Annotated in this window: 11 protein-coding genes; 5 read left to right on the top strand and 6 right to left on the bottom strand. The window is 71.7% G+C overall.

The window, feature by feature from the left end:
- Positions 1-15 precede the first annotated feature (15 nt).
- From ACESMR_RS21685 to ACESMR_RS21675, 3 genes are all read right to left on the bottom strand, one after another.
- Positions 16-750 carry a hypothetical protein gene (locus tag ACESMR_RS21685; protein ID WP_373049220.1) on the bottom strand — a complete coding sequence of 245 codons (735 nt, stop codon included), beginning with the start codon at positions 748-750 and terminating at the stop codon, positions 16-18.
- Positions 751-908: 158 nt separating this feature from the next.
- A complete protein-coding gene (locus ACESMR_RS21680) occupies positions 909-5,822 on the bottom strand; it encodes a sigma 54-interacting transcriptional regulator (protein ID WP_373049219.1) in 4,914 nt (1,637 codons plus the stop codon).
- Between the two features lie 66 nt (positions 5,823-5,888).
- Positions 5,889-7,025, bottom strand: a complete 1,137-nt coding sequence (locus tag ACESMR_RS21675) for a KamA family radical SAM protein (RefSeq protein ID WP_373049241.1) — start codon at positions 7,023-7,025, stop codon at positions 5,889-5,891.
- A 367-nt stretch (positions 7,026-7,392) separates the two neighbouring features.
- On the opposite strand from ACESMR_RS21675, the gene ACESMR_RS21670 reads away from it, so the two are divergent.
- From ACESMR_RS21670 to ACESMR_RS21660, 3 genes are all read left to right on the top strand, one after another.
- Complete coding sequence (locus tag ACESMR_RS21670) at positions 7,393-8,628, top strand: KamA family radical SAM protein (RefSeq protein WP_373049218.1); 1,236 nt, start codon at positions 7,393-7,395, stop codon at positions 8,626-8,628.
- Positions 8,629-8,787: 159 nt separating this feature from the next.
- Positions 8,788-9,255 (top strand): CHRD domain-containing protein, encoded by a 468-nt coding sequence (locus ACESMR_RS21665; protein WP_373049217.1) that lies wholly within the window; start codon positions 8,788-8,790, stop codon positions 9,253-9,255.
- A gap of 116 nt (positions 9,256-9,371) precedes the next feature.
- On the top strand, positions 9,372-10,400 hold the full coding sequence (locus ACESMR_RS21660; RefSeq protein WP_373049216.1) for a CHRD domain-containing protein: 1,029 nt from the start codon (positions 9,372-9,374) through the stop codon (positions 10,398-10,400).
- A gap of 63 nt (positions 10,401-10,463) precedes the next feature.
- On the opposite strand, the gene ACESMR_RS21655 is transcribed toward ACESMR_RS21660, so the two are convergent.
- Both ACESMR_RS21655 and ACESMR_RS21650 read right to left on the bottom strand, forming a co-directional pair.
- Entirely contained in the window at positions 10,464-10,850 is a 387-nt protein-coding gene (locus tag ACESMR_RS21655) for a RidA family protein (RefSeq protein ID WP_373049215.1), read from the bottom strand.
- 135 nt (positions 10,851-10,985) lie between these two features.
- Positions 10,986-13,151, bottom strand: coding sequence for a RelA/SpoT family protein (locus ACESMR_RS21650; RefSeq protein WP_373049214.1), 2,166 nt, complete (start codon positions 13,149-13,151; stop codon positions 10,986-10,988).
- A gap of 204 nt (positions 13,152-13,355) precedes the next feature.
- Between ACESMR_RS21650 and ACESMR_RS21645 the strand changes: the two genes are divergently transcribed.
- Both ACESMR_RS21645 and ACESMR_RS21640 read left to right on the top strand, forming a co-directional pair.
- Complete coding sequence (locus tag ACESMR_RS21645; RefSeq protein ID WP_373049213.1) at positions 13,356-14,282, top strand: FHA domain-containing protein; 927 nt, start codon at positions 13,356-13,358, stop codon at positions 14,280-14,282.
- Positions 14,283-14,455: 173 nt separating this feature from the next.
- The gene (locus tag ACESMR_RS21640; protein ID WP_373049212.1) at positions 14,456-15,382 is read left to right on the top strand and encodes an FHA domain-containing protein; all 927 of its coding nucleotides are present in this window, start codon (positions 14,456-14,458) and stop codon (positions 15,380-15,382) included.
- A gap of 73 nt (positions 15,383-15,455) precedes the next feature.
- Here the strand turns inward: ACESMR_RS21640 and dksA are convergent, their stop codons facing one another.
- A complete protein-coding gene (gene dksA / locus ACESMR_RS21635; protein WP_373049211.1) occupies positions 15,456-15,815 on the bottom strand; it encodes an RNA polymerase-binding protein DksA in 360 nt (119 codons plus the stop codon).
- Positions 15,816-15,921 lie beyond the last annotated feature (106 nt).

Here is a 15,921-nt window from a genome sequence, read left to right as displayed (position 1 = left end):
GCCGCGGCTGCAGAATTACTCCACGGTCACGCCGACCATGGTCGAGGCGCCGTCGGGGTCGGTGGCGCCTGCATCCGCCCAGCGGGCGAAGAGCGCGAGCCTGTCCCCCCTGCCTGCGGTGAGACGCGCCTCGAAGCTGCCGTCCGCTGCGGCGATCACCGTCACGATCGCCGCCCGATCGGTGTTGCCGATCACCACCTCGAGGCCAGGCTCCACGGTCTCGGGCGCTGCCCGGACCAGGGCCTCGCCGCTCGCCTCCGCCCAGGCGTAGATCGCCCTGCCCCCGGCGCCGGGCCCCGACATGATGTGGGTGACGGGCGGCTTCGGGGTGACCCCCTCCTCCTCCGGCGCGACGCGGCGCTGGATCGCGGGGCCGTCGATGGGCGCGCGGCCATCGGGTCGCAGGCGCGGGTAGATGCGCAGCGTGTCGTTCGCCGCAGCAGCCAGGCTGGTGGCGAAGGAGCCGTCGTCGCCGACCGCCGTCTCCCGGGAGAAGGCGCCACTCGGGTTCTCCACCACGACGAGGACCCCGGGCTCGAGCGCGCCGGGCAGGCCGACGACCGCGACCAGATCGCTGGGAGGCTCCTCGTGGGACTCGCTCTGCAACCCGCTGCTGGCGGAGAGCAGAATCAACCCGTCCTCCGGCTTCCCCAGGGGAGTGGGGATCGGATCGATCTCCCCCTTGCCGCCGCAGCTGGCGGCGGCGAGGGCGACGAAGACGAGAAGCGCGATTGCGAGCAGCCTGCGCATGGGACTCCGGTGCCTCGGGACGGGGCCGGTGGGGGGACGGATGATTCAACCGACAGTGAAGCAAAAGGGATGCCGACCCGCAACCATCCGTTCCCTGGTCGACAAGGCCGGGGCGTTCCCCACGTCCCCGGGGCAATCCACCCCAATCCGACAGAATTTCAAGCCCGCTCCAGCCGGCGGAGCTTGTTGTAGAGCGTCTTGCGGTCGATCCCGAGGAGCCGCGCCGCCAGCGCCTTGTTGCCGCCGGTCTTCTCCAGGGTGCGCTCGATCATCTCCAGCTCCGCCTCCGCCAGCGGCACCGTCTCCGGCGCCCGCTGCTCGGCGGCGACGCGGGGCGTAGCCATCCGGAGCCGGAGGAAGGAGAGGTCCGAGGTGCGAATGAGGTTCCCCTCCGCGAAGATCGCGGCGTTCTTCAGGGTCGCCTCCAGCTCGCGGACGTTGCCGGGCCACTCGTGGGTGGCGAGGAACGAGATCGCCGCGGGCTCGATCCGGAGCTTGCGCTTCTGCCCCGCCTCCCCGCGGATGTTGCGGAGGAAATGCTCCACCAGGAGCGGGATGTCCTCGGGCCGCTCCCGGAGCGGCGGCACCGGCAGCGTCACCACGTTGAGGCGGTAGAAGAGATCCTCGCGGAAGAGCCCCTGCTCCACCTGCCCGGCGAGGGGCTTGTTGGTCGCCGCCACCACCCGCACGTCGACCCGCAGCGCCGCCCTGCCGCCGACCTTCCAGATCTCCCCGCTCTGCAGGGCGCGGAGGAGCTTGGCCTGCATGCCGAGGCTCATGTCCGCCACCTCGTCGAGCATCAGGGTGCCGCCGTCCGCGAGCTCGAAGAGGCCGCGCCTGTCGCGATCCGCGCCGGTGAAGGCGCCACGCACGTGGCCGAAGAGCTCGCTCTCCAGCACCGTCTCCGCCAGCGCCGCGCAGTTGACCGCGACGAAGGGGCGGTCCTGCCGCGGCCCCACCGCGTGGATCGCCCGGGCCACGAGTTCCTTGCCGGTGCCGCTCTCGCCCTGCACCAGCACCGGCACCGCCACCGCCGCCACCTTCTCGATGGCGCGGCAGAGGCGGCGGATCGGCTCGCTCTGCCCGACGATCCCCGCCAGCGGCTGATCGCCCAGCACCTCGCGGGCGGTGGCGAGCTCGGCGGCCTGCTGCTCCACCTGCTCCTCGAGGCGCGCCGCCAGCTTGCGCACCTGCGCCGCCGCCTCGTCCGCGCGCTGCCGTGCCGCCTCGGTCTCGGCGAGGAGCCGCGCGTTGCCCAGCGCGATCCCCGCCTGATCGGCGAAGGACTCGAGGAGCGCCACCGCCTCGTCGTCGAAGACGCGGCTGCGGAGCCGGTTGTCGAGGTAGAGGGCGCCGACCCGCTCGCCGCGGAAGGAGAGCGGCAGGCAGATCACGCTGCGCAGGCGCAGGTCGTGGATCGAGAGCTGATCCCGGTAGCGATCGTCGTGGAGCGCGTCGACCGCGTGCTCCGGCTCGCCGCTGCGGAGCACACGCTCCGCGATGGAGCGGGAGACCGGCACGTCCTCGCCGGGATCGGCGAAGCCGCGGGCCATGCGGATCTCGAAGCTCCCCTCCGCCGCGGGGAGGAGGACGAAGCCGCGCTCCGCGCCGGAGAGCTCGATCGCCGCGTCGGTGATCGCGGCGAGGAGGCGATCGGCGTCGCGCTCCTCCCCGATGCGCCGGTTGAGGGCGAGGATCCGCGCCGCGCTTCCGTCGGCTCCCGCGATCGGGCCCGAGAGGGCGAGTTCCTCCTGCGCCCGGCGCCGATCCGGCCTCGCGAGAAAGGGGGTCCGATCCTGCTGCGGCACCTCCGCCGCTGCGGCGAGGAGCCGCTGCGCTGCCACCGCCTCGGCCCTGGCGAGATCGCCCTCCCCCGCCGCACGGTGGGCGAGGTGGAGCGCGCGGTGGAGGCGCCAGCGCACGTCGGGACGGGGATGGGATTCCGCCAGCGAGAGCGCCTCGAAGAGCGCGCGGCGGGCGGCGGGCACGTCGGGGGCGGCGCCGAGGAGGAGCGCCTCCGCGCGCAGGAGCAGCGCGCGCATCCGGATCGCGGGAAGCGACGCGCTCGCCTCCGCCACCGCTGCGGCGCGGGCGGCTGCGGCGCCGGCCTCGCCTGCAGCGAGCTCGGCCTGGCCGAGGGCCACCTCGATGTCGAGCTTCTCGGCGGCGCCGGTGGTGCCGGCGAGCCCCTCCTCGAGGAGCCCGCGGGCGCGGCTCACCTCGCCGCCGAGGAGGCGGGTCTCGCCCTCCACCGCGGTGGCGATGGCGGCGACGTGGGGTGCACCCGCCTTCATCGCGGCGCTGCGTGCAGCGGTGGCTGCGGCGATCGCGGCCTCGAGCCTGCCGACGAAGCGGTGGAGCACAGCGAGGTTGAGCTCGGCGCGGGCCACCGCGTGTGGATCGCCGAGGGCGCGGCCCACTGCCGCGGACTGGCGGTACTGCTCCGCGGCGCTGGCGGTGTCGCTGCGCTCCTGCGCGAGGGCGCCGAGGTTCAGGTGGCAGGCGCCGACGCGGGTGAGATCCCAGGCGTCACGGGCGTGGCGCAGCGCCTCGCCGTAGAGCGCTTCGGCCAGCGCGAGCTCGCCGCGGCGGTGGGCGACGATGGCGCGCCCGTTCGCGGCGGTGGCCCGGCGCCCCGGGTCCTCGGCGTCGATCGCCGCGGCCTCCGCCGCCTCGTAGGCGGCGAGCGCAGCGTCGGCCTCGCCGGCGAGGTAGTGGGCGAGGCCCCTGGCGCCGTGGAGATCGGCGGCGATGCCGGCGCGCTCCGGCTCCGGCAGGGAGGCGATCACCGCGAGCCCTGCCTCCGCGCGATCCCGCGCCTCGCCGGCCCTGCCCGAGAGCGCCAGCGCTTTGGCGAGGCTGGCGAAGAGCCGCGCGCGCAGCTGCGTCCCGTCGGCCTCCACGCCCTCCAACTCCGACACCGCCTCCCGGTAGGCGCCCCGGCGGATCAGCACCTCGGCTGCGCCGATGGCCGCCTCCGCCCCGGCGCCCTCCGCGTCCGCAGCGCGGTAGGCGTGCAGCGCGCCTTCCACGTCGCCGAGCGCGGCCTGCGCTGCGGCAAGGGCGCAGCGGGCAGGGCCGTCGCCGAGGCCGCGCTGCAGCGCAGCGCCGAGGAGCTCGACGGTCTCGCGGTGCGCGGCGCAGGTGGCACAGGCGAGGCCTGCCCGCAGCGCCACCGCGGGACCCTCCGGATCACCGCCGGCGAGCAGATGCCGCGCCCGCGCGGCGAGGAGCACGGTGGCTTCCGCGCCCCGTGCCCGCGCGGCTGCGCCTGCGGCGTGGGCGGCGAGGCGCAGATGCACGGCGGCAGCCGCCGCTGCCGGGAGCGCCCCTGCCACCGCAGCGGCGACGGCCTCACCGGCGATCCGGCAGAGGCCACCCTCCTCCAGCACAGCGGCGCCCTCTGCTGCGAGCGCCTCGACCTGCAGCAGCGCCGCTTCCTCGGAGAGGCCGAGGAGACCGGCGAGATCCACCACGGCGAGGGGCCTGCCCCAGAGGCCGAGGAGCACCGCCGTGTCGCGGGCTGCAAGGAGGGCGCGTGCGGCGGTTCTCCCAGCAGCCTCCGCCCTGGCGGGGAATTGTTCGTCGACGATCACCGCCGGCAGCGGGGCGGAGCTGCCGACGCCGGGAGCCGCGAGGCCGGAGGAGGCGAGCGCGCGCAGCGCTTCTTCGATCAGGATGGGAAGGCCACCGCTCCAGCGGTGGAGCGAGGCGGCGAAACCCTCGGGGACGGCGCGATCCGGGTAGACCCCTGCGAGCCAGCCCTTCACCGCCTCGAGGTCGAGGGGCGCCAGCGCGATCTCGCGGAGCGCCGGCGCATCGGGCGCCTCCTCGGCGGAGAGCACCACCGGCACGCGCTGCGCGAGGAGCTCGTACATCGCCACCCGCGAGACAGGCTCGAGGGTGTCGGCGCCGTCGAGGAGAACGAGGAGGCGGCGGCCCTTCGCCGCCGCCGCGACGATCGCCGCTGCTGCAGCGCCGAGGGCCGCAGCTGCAGGGGCCTTCGTCGCCGGCGCGCTGCCGTCGAGCCACGGCGCGAGGAGGCGGCGGGCCGCCTTCGCGTCGCCGGGCTGGAGCAGTGCCGCAGCGCCGCGGAGCACGGGAAGGAGCGGCTCGAGGGGCGCCGCGCCGGCGCCGCCACGGAGCACGATCCAGCCGCCACCGGCGCGGCGGCGGGCGATCTCGCCGAGGAGGCTGCGCCTGCCGCTCCCACCGGGGCCGAGCAGCGCCACGGGCCTGCCGCCGTCGAGGGCCGCCGCGGCGTCGGCGAGCGCGCCCCGCCGCACGATCGCCGGCACGTGGGGGATCCAGGCGGCCACTCCCGCAGCTTCGTCGGCACCGTCGAGCACGCCGCGCGCCGCGAGCTGCGCCAGCGCGGCGCCTGCGCTGGCGGGGCGCGTCTCGGGGTCCTCGCGGAGCAGCAGCCGCACCACCTCGCCGAGACCGCCGGCGATCGCAGCGGCGGCAGCCTCACGCTCCCGCTGCTGCGGCGGCGGGCTGCCGGTGGCCAGCGCGTGGGCGAGGGCGCCCACCGCGTGCAGATCGGTGCGGCGATCCACCGCCGCCCCGCGGAGCTGCTCGGGGGCCGCCCACGCCGGGGTGGCGCCGACGGCGCGGCTCCACTCGGCGCCGGCGAGGCCGAAGTCGAGGAGCCGGGTTCGCCCTGCCTCGACGAGGACGTTGGCGGGCTTGAGGTCGAGATGGAGGAGCCCGCGCGCATGAACGAAGGCCAGCGTCCGGAGGAGCTGCGCCACGAGCGCCAGCTTGCCCGCCTCGTCCAGGGAGGCGCCGGCGGTGAGGAGGTCGGTGCCGTCGACGAAGTCGGTGACCAGGAGTGGCCCGCGGGTGGCGTCGTGGCCGAAGCCGTGGAGTTTCACCACGCCGGGATGCTGCAGCCCCGCCAGCGCGGCGAACTCGGCGCGGAGGTTCCGCTCCCGCGCCGCGTCCGCGAGGACCTTCACCGCACGGTGCGCACCGCCGGCGAGCCGGTCGGCGGCGAGGAGAACCTCACCACCGGCGCCAGCCCCCAGGGTCCGCAGCACTTCCCAACGCCCGCCGAGAATGACCGTCATCCCGACAGCTTACCAGCAGGGCGGGGAAAATCGCCACAGGCCCCATGCGGGCAGGCGCGGATCTCCTCACTTCCCCCGGTAATAGACCTCGTCGTAGGGGCAGCTGCAGTCGGTCTCCCGGGGCTCCGGGTAGCGGTAGGTCTCGCCCTTGTAGTTGCGGAAGACGGTCTCGCGCTCCTCGAATGCCTGCGCGTAGGGCGGCGAGAGGGTGACCTTGCCGCCGCCGGCGGGTAGGTCCACCGCCAGGTGCGGGATCGCCAACCCCGTGGTCCAGCCCCGCATCTGCTCGATGATGTCGATGCCCGCGCGGATCGGCGTGCGCAGATGCTCGAGCCCCTCGGCCACGTCCATCTGGTGGAGGTAGTAGGGCCGGACCCGCCGCTCCAGCAGGCGGTGGTTGAGGTCGGTCTGGATCCGGGCGTTGGAGTTGATCCGCCGCATCAGCACCGCCTGGTTCTCCACCGGCACGCCGTGATCGATGAGGAGCTCGCAGGCGGCGCCCGCCTCCGCGGTGATCTCCTTGGGGTGGTTGAAGTGGGTCACCACGAAGAGCGGCGCGTGCTTGCGCAGCACTTTCGCCAGCGCCTCGTCCACGCGCATCGGATTGCACACCGGCACCCGGGTCCCGATCCGGATCATCTGCACGTGGGGCACGGCGCGGATCGCGGTGAGCAGATCGTCGAGGCGCTGGGTCGGCAGGAGGAAGGGATCGCCGCCGGAGATCAAGACGTCGCGGACCTCCGGGTGATCGTGGAGCCACTCCACCGCCTCGGTCACCGCCTCGCGATCGATCTCGGTCTCCGGCTGGCCGGTGATCCGGCGGCGGGTGCAATGCCTGCAGTAGACCGAGCAGCGGTCGAGGGCGAGGAGGAGCACGCGGTCCGGGTATTTGTGGACGATGCTGGTGGCGGGGCGGTGCAGGTCCTCGCCGAGCGGATCGGCGAGCTCGCCGGGCGACACGTCCGCCTCGGCCCGCACCGGGATCGACTGCCGCCGCACCGGGCAGAAGGGATGATCCGGATCGATCAGCGAGAGGTAGTAGGGCGTGATCGCGAGCTTGAAGATCGAGGCGGTCTCGCGCACGCCGGCGCGCTCGTCGTCGGTGAGGGAGACGTAGCGCTCCAGCTCCTCGAGCGTCCGCACCGAGCGCCGTGCCTGCCAGCGCCAGTCCCGCCACTCGGCCTCCGTGACACCGGGGAAGATCGCGCGCCAGTCGCGGGCGGGGGCCTGTCCACGAGGCGGGGTGGTGAGCGGCGGGCGGCGCGCCTCGGGGCGGCGGGGCCCATCGACGAGGGGGAGCGCTGTAGAAGACTTGCTCACGCGGGGTACATCCTTCCGTGTTGGCTGGCTCACAGGCAGGGCGCCCCTATACCACACGGCGACGAGCCTTGACCCCTGCGGGAGCCTTCCGTACGTTGGCTTCGAACGGCGCCCGAACAGGGCGTTTTTGCTTTTCTGCCCGAGAAACGCATTTCCGGGGGTGAATCCCTCCCGCTCGGGCGTTGCATGGAAATGGGGATAGGCGACCGGATACCCGCCGTTGCCCCGATGGTTCGACAGGAGGACGACGATGAGCTTGCCCAACGCCCCCGGTGACGCTGGCCTGATCCAGCTGCAGAAGAAGGTTCGCCCCACCGCGCGCGATACCCTCTCCGAGAGCGGCGATCCGCGCCCCGTGCAGCACATCCGCGATCGCTTCCCCAGCGGCGGCCGCGGCCGCGCGTACCAGAACGTCGCCCAGGAGGATTGGGACGACTGGCATTGGCAGCAGCGCAACCGCCTCACCTCCCTCGCGGACCTCGAGGCGCTGATCGATCTCACACCCGCCGAGCGGGAGGCCTTCGAGCGTTCGCACGAAGCCTTCCACATGGGCATCACGCCCTACTACGCGGCGCTGATGGATCCGACCGATCCCAACTGCCCGATCCGCCTCCAGGCGGTGCCCCAGCTCGGTGAGCTCACCGTGCTGCCCACCGACCTCGAGGATCCGCTCGCCGAGGAGCGGGACATGCCGGTGCCCGGCATCACCCATCGCTACCCCGACCGCGTGCTCTTCTACACCACGCACAACTGCCCGGTGTACTGCCGCCACTGCACCCGCAAGCGCAAGGTCTCCGACCCGACCACCGCCGCTGCAAAGAAGCAGATCGAGGACGGCCTCGCCTACATCGAGTCGCACCCCGAGATCCGCGACATCGTGATCTCCGGCGGCGATCCGCTCTCGCTCTCCGACGATCGCCTCGACTACATCCTCGGGCGCCTCCGCGCGATCCCGCACGTCGAGATCTTCCGCCTCGGCACGCGCAACCTGGTCACCCTGCCCCAGCGCGTCACCGACGATTTCGCGAAGATGCTGCGCAAGCACCAGCCCGTCTTCGTCAACACGCACTTCAACCATCCGAAGGAGTGCACCGCCGAGGCCTTCGAGGCGTGCCGCAAGCTCGCCGACGCGGGCTGCATGCTCGGCAACCAGATGGTGCTGCTCAAGGGCGTCAACGACGACCCGAAGATCGTCAAGGAGCTCAACCACAAGCTCCTGATGATGCGCGTGCGCCCCTACTACATCTACCAGTGCGATCTCTCGCAGGGCATCTCGCACTTCCGCACGCCGATCGAGACCGGCCTGCAGATCATCGAGGCGCTCCGCGGCCACACCTCCGGCCTCGCGGTGCCCCACTTCGTGGTCGACGCCCCCAACGGCGGCGGCAAAATCCCGCTCCTCCCCGAGTACATGGTGGGCCGCGAGGGCAAGAAGGTGATCCTGCGCAACTACGCGAACGAGCAGTTCGAGTACATCGAGCCGTAGCCGATCGCGCGCAACCGATCGAAAAGGGGCCGCCCGGCAACACGCCGTGGCGGCCCTTTCCCGTTCGAACCCCCACGCCGCGAGCCGGCGCCGGGGAGGTTGCCGCTGCAGCCCGGCGGCAGCACCATTGCCCTCTCACCCCGCACGGGAGGTTTGCAGATGTTCCAGGCAGAGGCACGGCGCACGGCGTGGGCGCTGCTGCTCACCGCTCCGCTGCTCATGGGCGTGACCTGCGGCATCACCGACGTCGACGTCGAGGAGAAGACCCTCACCGTCGATCTCCAGGGCGACCAGGCGGTGCCGCCGGTGGAGACCAGCGGCACCGGGCAGGTCACCGCGCGGCTCTTCGGCAACAACCTCGCGTTGCAGGGCAATTTCAGCGAGCTACCGAGCCCGGTCCTCGCCGGCGACGAGGCCGCCGTGATCTTCGGCCTCGGTGAGCCGGGGGAGGCGGGCACGGCGATCAACGCGGCGCCGGCCTCGAGCCTCGACGGCCGCACCGGCAGCTTCACCCTCGAGACGCTGATCGACGACGAGCTCGTCGAGATCTTCCTGAACGGCGGCACCTACGTCGAGCTCCGCACCGAGGATCACCCGGCAGGCGAGCTCCGGGCGCAGCTGCGCTGACGCTACACAGCCAGTGTGGGCCCTTCCCACACGGGTCTCCCCCGCCTCCCGGCCTCGCAGGCGAATGCCAACCTGCAACGGTCACGAAACGAGCCGACGGCTTAGGGGGGATGGAGATGAAACGGCACGCAGGTACCTGGCTGGTTCTCATGCTCGCGGTGGGCCTCGTCGCTGCTCCCGGCTGCGACACCGACGACGACGGTGGCGGCGGCGGTGCGGGCGGCACCGCGGGAACCGGCGGTACGGGTGGTACGGGTGGCACCGGCGGAACCGGCGGCAGCCAGGAGGTGATCCGCGAGGTCGAGATCACCGGCGCCCAGGAGGTCCCGCCCGTCGCTACCGACGCCACCGGCGAGGCGACGGCGACGCTCGCGGGCAACACGCTCACCGTCGAGGGCACCTTCACCGGTCTCGGTTCCGACCTCTTCGAGGTCTCCGGCAGCCCGGCCCACGTCCACCGGGCTGCTGCCGACGAAAACGGTCCCATCGTCTTCAACCTCGACGTGACGGCAGGGCCCGACAACCGCAGCGGCACCTTCACCGGCACCGCGGAGCTCGATGCGACGCAGCGGCAGGATTTCCTCGATGGCCTGCACTACGTGAACATCCACACGGTGAACTACCCGGGCGGCGAGATCCGCGCGCAGCTCTCCGACGACGCGCCCGCGGAGCCGGATCAGCTCTTCGCGATCGAGCTCACCGGTGCGCAGGAGGTCCCGGCGGTGACCACCACCGGCAGCGGCGTCGCCTCGATCTCCCGCACCGGCGATACCGTCACCGTGAACGGCAGCTTCCGCGATCTCACCAGCGACCTGCAGGACGTCGAGGGCAGCCCCGCCCACGTCCACCAGGCCCCCGCCGGTGAGAACGGCCCGATCGCCTTCAACCTCGAGGTGACGGCGAACGACGACGACCGGAGCGGCAGGCTCACGGGAACGGCCGAGCTCACCGCGGAGCAGCAGACCGCCTACGAGGCGGGCGAGCTCTACATCAACGTCCACACCAGCGGGAATCCCGGCGGCGAAGTGCGCGGGCAGATCCTCCCGCCCGGCGGCGGCGGTGGCGCTGGTGGAGCTGGCGGTGCAGGCGGCGCAGGCGGCGCAGGAGGAGCTGGCGGCGCCGGTGGAGCAGGTGGCGCAGGCTGATCCCGCAGGAACGCGCAGGCCCGCATCCCGGGTGGGTGCGGGCCTGCGCGAACGGCACGGTCCTCAGATCACCGCGATGCAGTCGATCTCGACCTGCGCGCCCTTGGGCAGCGCGGCGACCTGCACGGTGGCGCGGGCGGGCGGGTTGTTGGGGAAGTACTTCCCGTAGACCTCGTTCACCTTCACGAAGTCGCCGAGGTTGGTGAGGAAGATCGTGGTGCGCACCACGTTCTCGAACTTCGCACCGGCAGCGGCGAGCACCGCCTCGAGGTTCTTCATCACCTGCTCGGTCTGCTCGACGACGTCCTGGGAGTTGAACTCCATCGTCTCGGCGACGAGCGGCACCTGGCCCGAGCAGAAAACCATCCTGCCCGCGTCCACGCGGATCGCCTGGCTGTAGGGGCCGATCGCCTTGGGTGCCTTGTCCGAGTGAATCACTTCGCGTGCCATGGTGTGCCTCCCGCACAGGTAAGAGGCGGCCTACCTAGCGCGGCCCACGGCGCCGGTCAACGCGGGACGACGGGCGCAGGAAACGGCAACGGCGCCAGGCGGCGCCGCCGGCCTGCAACCGCGCGCGGAAAGAGCTCAGACGCGCTCGACCGCGAAGACGCCCTTGATCCGCTCGATCGCCTGCATCACGCCCTGCAGCTGCTTGAGGTCGGTGATCGCCACCTCGAAGGTGTTCACCGCCCGGTCGTCGCCGGTGGAGCGGCAATTGGCCTGCGAGATGTTCACGCCAGCGGCGGAGAACTTCTGCGAGATGTCCGCGAGCAGGCCCGGCCGATCGGCGGTGAGCACGCGCACCGTGACCGGTCGCTTGAAGTCGCCCTTGATGTCCCACTGCACGTCGACGCGGCGCTCGTGATCGGTGGAGAGCACCTTCTCGCATCCGACCGTGTGCACGGTGACGCCGCGGCCGCGGGTGATGAAGCCCAGCACCGCGTCGCCGGGCACCGGGTTGCAACATCGCCCGTAGCGGACCATCACGTCGTCGATGCCGTTGATCCGCACGCCGGTCTTCGAGGAGCGGCCCACCGCCTTCTTGAAGATCTCGGTGATCCGCGAGACGGAGTCGGCCTGCTCCTGCGGCGCGGTGAGCTTCTCCGGCGGCAGCACCCGCTGCAGCACCTGCGAGGGTGCGGTCTTGCCGTAGCCCACGGCGGAGAGGAGCTCCTCCGCCTGCCGCATCCCCATGTCCTGGAGGATCTTCGGCAGCACGTCGCCCTTGAGGAGCTTGCCGAAGTTGAGGCCGAAGCGCTTGAACTCCCGGTCGAGGAGCTCGCGCCCCAGCGCCATCGCCTTCTCGCGCTGCTGCGACTTGATGTAGCCGCGGATCCGCGCCTGCGCCCGGCTCGTCTTGACGAAGGTGAGCCAGTCCTTGGACGGATGGGCGTTGGCGTTGGTGAGGATCTCGACCGTGTCGCCGTTCTTCAGCTTGTAGCGGAGCGGGACGATCTTGCCGTTCACCTTGGCGCCGACGCAGCGCTCGCCCACCGCCGAGTGGATGGCGAAGGCGAAGTCCACCGGGGTGGCACCCCGCGGCAGATCCTTCACGTCGCCCTTGGGCGTGAAGACGAAGACCTCGTCGGTGAAGAGATCGACCTTCACCGTCTCGAGGAATTCCTTGGGATCCTTGAGGTCCTGCTGCCACTCCATCAGCTGGCGGAGCCAGGCGAACTTCGCGTCGTCGTCCTTGCGGACGCTGCTCTTGCCTTCCTTGTAGGCCCAGTGGGCGGCGATGCCCTCTTCCGCCACCTTGTGCATCTCGTGGGTGCGGATCTGCACCTCGATGCGCTCGCCGAAGGGACCGATCACCGTGGTGTGCAGCGACTGGTACATATTCGGCTTCGGGATCGCGATGAAGTCCTTGAACCGCCCCGGCACCGGCTTCCACATCGAGTGGATGAGCCCCAACGCCTCGTAGCAATTGGGCACGGTGCGGGTGAGCACCCGGAAGGCGATCACGTCGTGCACGCCCTCGAAGTCGATGCCGGAGGCCCGCATCTTCTTCCAGATCGAGTAGAGGTGCTTCCAGCGGCCGGCGACCTGCACGTCGAGGCCGTTCTCCCGCATCTTCGCCGCGATGATCTCGCAGACGTCGTCGACGAAGCGCTCGCGCTCCCGCTTGCGGCGCGAGACCTTCTCGTCGAGCTCGGCGAACTCCTGCGGCCGGATGTAGCGGAAGGAGAGATCCTCCAGCTCGGTCTTGATCCAGCTGATACCGAGCCGGTTCGCCAGCGGCGCATAGATGTCGAGGGTCTCCTGGGCGATGCGCGCCTGCTTCTCGGGCGCCATGTGCTCCAGGGTCCGCATGTTGTGCGTGCGGTCGGCGAGCTTCACCAGGATGACCCGGATGTCCTTCGCCATCGCCACGATCATCTTCCGGAAGTTCTCCGCCTGCTTCACCTCGGCGGAGGCCTCCTTCGAGATCTGGAATTGGGAGAGCTTGGTGACGCCGTCGACGAGCTGGGCGATCTCTTCGCCGAAGAGCTCCTTGAGCTCGTCGAGGGTCGCGAGGGTGTCCTCGATGGTGTCGTGGAGGAGGCCCGTGACGATCGACGCCTCGTCCAGCTTCAGTTCCGCCAGGATGCCCGCCACCGCCAGCGGGTGGGTGAGATAGGGCTCGCCCGATTTGCGGATCTGTCCCTGGTGGACCTTCGCCGAGTAGACGTAGGCCTTCTTGATGACGTCGAGGTCCGGATCGGGGTGGTATTCGGCGATCCGCTGGAGAATGTCGTTGAGACGGAGCATGTAAGTGTCGGGGCGTTGACGATCCTAGCATCCCGCCAATCGTTCGCAACGTTCGGGGTGAGCAGGACAATCCTCGACGCACCGCATCAGCTACTCTACGACGCCGAAGCGCCGATGCAAGGCAGGGTTTTCGAGCCGCAGGCCCGAGCAGACGTGCCACCGGGCGCACATTCGGGTATTTTCATCTGCGGCTCTGGAGGTTCGGTGGGAAGCCTGCTCGCACAGCTCGGGACGGTCTGCGAGGCCTGTTCGACCTGGTGTGCCCCGGGGGTCCTCTCCTGCACGGGCTGCGGCGGCGTCCCGCGCGCTGCCGCCCTCCTCCATGGCCACCCGACACCGCCCCCGGCGCAGCGTCCGCCCACGCCCCCTGCCCCTGGCCCCGGTTGCGGCAGCTGCGGGCGGAGCCACCCAGCAGGCCTCCTCTTCTGCCCCGCCTGCGGCGCCCGGCTCGGCGGCGCCGCCCAGTCGACCTCGGTCCCGCCGCGGCAGCTCCGCCTCCACCCCGGCGGCGTGCGCCTCGTCCTCCTCCGGGGCCTGGGCCCGACGGGATCCCCCTGGCCCCTCGCCGACGAGGTGACCCCGCTGGGCAGGGAGCGCTTCCCCGCCGACGACACGGTCCCCGCGCAGGCCGCCACCCTGCTCCTCCGGGAAGGCCGGCTCTTCGTCCGCGACGGCGGCGCCGGCTGCGTCTTCGTGCGGATCCGCCACCCCGAGGTCCTCCGCCCCGGCGCGCTCTTCGCCGTGGGCGATCAGCTCCTCCGCTTCTCCTGCCGCCTCGACGGGCCGGCCCGCGGCGCCGCCGGAATCCCCGTCTTCGGCAGCCCCCTCCCCGCCGCCACCCAGCTCCGGATCGAGCGAATCCACCTGGGCGGCGTCGACGGCGCCGCCTGGATCCGCCCGGCGCCGGTGCAGCTGGGCCGGGTCGGGGGCCAGATCCACTTCCCCGACGATCCATTCGTCTCGTCGCGCCACTGCGAGGTCGACGCCGACCCCGAGGGCGCCACCCTGCGCGACCTCGGCTCCGCCAACGGCACCTTCGTGCAGGTCCCCGCAGGTGCGGAGCGGGAGCTGTCGGTGGGCGATACCCTCCGCGTCGGCCGCAACATCCTCCGGGTCGAGGGCCGCGCCTGACCCAGCCCGACGTCGCAGCCCCAAGCGGACGGTATCCCCTGCCCGACACGACGCCCTACCCTCGGCAGCGGTTCCGAAGCTGCCCTGCCGGGTCGGCACGGGTAGGATGGCCGCTGGTTTGACGGGTCCGGAGCGGGGCGTTATGCCCTCCATCCGCCTGTGCGAGGGGCCCCATGATCCATTGCAACGCCTGCGGCAGGGAGAACGCCGCCAGCTTCAACTACTGCCTCGACTGCGGCGGCGAGCTCCGGCCCGCTGCCCCGACGATCCACGCCCCCGCTGCGCCGATCCCCGTGGGTGCGACGCCGGGCCCCGGCAACGCCTTTCTCCCCGAGCGCAAATGCCCCGCCTGCGCAACAGCGGCCCCGGCGAGCTTCGCCTTCTGCGGCTCCTGCGGCGTGCGCCTCGACGCGGAGACGCCGACGCGCAGCGGCACGATGTTCATGCACGCGGTGCCGCTGGCGAAATCCCGCGCCCGGCTGGTGAGCATCCAGCCCGACGGCACCGAGGGCGAGGGCTTCCCCATCGACGAGACCGAGGTGGTGGTGGGCTCCGGCCCCGGCGCCATCCGCTTCGCCGAGGACCCCTACGTCAGCCCCCGCCACTGCCGCTTCAGCTGGGTCCGCAACCAGCTCCAGGTCGAGGACCTCGGGGCCGCGAACGGCGTCTTCCGCAAGGTCCGCGGCGAGCTGGTCCTCCAGGCCGGCGACCACCTCCGCCTCGGGCGGCAGCTCCTCCGTCTCGAGCCGATGGCAGGCGCCGCCAGGGCCCGCGCCGATGGCACGAAGATCTGGGGCTCCCCCGATCCCGGCTACCAGGCCCGCCTGCTCCAGCTGCTCCAGGGCGGCGGCATCGGCGAGGTCTTCCCGCTCAAGGGCGGCGACAACCTCCTCGGCCGCGAGCAGGGCGACGTCACCTTCCCAACCGACCGCTTCGTCTCCGGCAGGCACGCGGTGGTCACGGTCGGGGTCGACGGCTTCCGCCTCCGGGACCTCGGCTCCTCCAACGGCACCTTCGTGCGGCTCACCCGCCCCGCCCCCCTCGAGGCCGGCGACTTCCTGCTGGTAGGCAACCAGCTCCTGCGGGTCGACCTGCGCTGACGGCCGGCGGCGGGTGCAAACGCAAAAAGGCCGCCCGGGGGCGGCCTTTCGCGTTTCCGGCTGGTGCGGCGGATCAGGAGTAGGACTTCTCCTTCTTCTCCTGCTCCTCCTTGCAGCGGATGCACAGGGTGGTCACCGGACGCGCCTCGAGGCGCTTCACGCTGATCTCCTCTTCGCACCGCTCGCAGATGCCGAACGAGCCGTCGTCGATGCGGGCCAGCGCCTTGTCGATCTTCTTGAGGAGGAACTTCTCCCGATCGCGAAGGCGGAAGACCATCGACTGGTTGTATTCCGAGGAGGCGAGATCGATCTCGTCGGGGAGATCGTCGGTGTCGAAGTTCGACTCCTCCAGGGTCCGCTTCGCCGACTGGAGAAGGGTCTGGCGGGACTCCTCGAGCATGGTCTTGAAGCGCTGCAGATCGGTCTGGTTCACCTGGTCTCCCCCTGGCGGGGCAGGACGCTGTTCGTCGCTGCGGTGTCAGACTCCCCGCCTCACGGGGAGGGCCGGCGTTTGTACCAGCGCAAAACGACAGCGTCAA

The organism is Vulgatibacter sp. (genome assembly GCF_041687135.1).
Lineage (GTDB): Bacteria > Myxococcota > Myxococcia > Myxococcales > Vulgatibacteraceae > JAWLCN01.
The sequence above is the reverse complement of the archived record's forward strand: the minus strand, read 5'-3'. Positions and strand labels throughout refer to the sequence as shown.

Excerpts from the sequence above, each read along its gene's own strand:
- ACESMR_RS21685 (WP_373049220.1), bottom strand. The coding sequence starts at position 750 with ATGCGCAGGCTGCTCGCAATCGCGCTTCTCGTCTTCGTCGCCCTCGCC.
- ACESMR_RS21680 (WP_373049219.1), bottom strand. The coding sequence starts at position 5,822 with ATGACGGTCATTCTCGGCGGGCGTTGGGAAGTGCTGCGGACCCTGGGG.
- ACESMR_RS21670 (WP_373049218.1), top strand. The coding sequence starts at position 7,393 with ATGAGCTTGCCCAACGCCCCCGGTGACGCTGGCCTGATCCAGCTGCAG.
- ACESMR_RS21665 (WP_373049217.1), top strand. The coding sequence starts at position 8,788 with ATGTTCCAGGCAGAGGCACGGCGCACGGCGTGGGCGCTGCTGCTCACC.
- ACESMR_RS21660 (WP_373049216.1), top strand. The coding sequence starts at position 9,372 with ATGAAACGGCACGCAGGTACCTGGCTGGTTCTCATGCTCGCGGTGGGC.
- ACESMR_RS21655 (WP_373049215.1), bottom strand. The coding sequence starts at position 10,850 with ATGGCACGCGAAGTGATTCACTCGGACAAGGCACCCAAGGCGATCGGC.
- ACESMR_RS21650 (WP_373049214.1), bottom strand. The coding sequence starts at position 13,151 with ATGCTCCGTCTCAACGACATTCTCCAGCGGATCGCCGAATACCACCCC.
- ACESMR_RS21640 (WP_373049212.1), top strand. The coding sequence starts at position 14,456 with ATGATCCATTGCAACGCCTGCGGCAGGGAGAACGCCGCCAGCTTCAAC.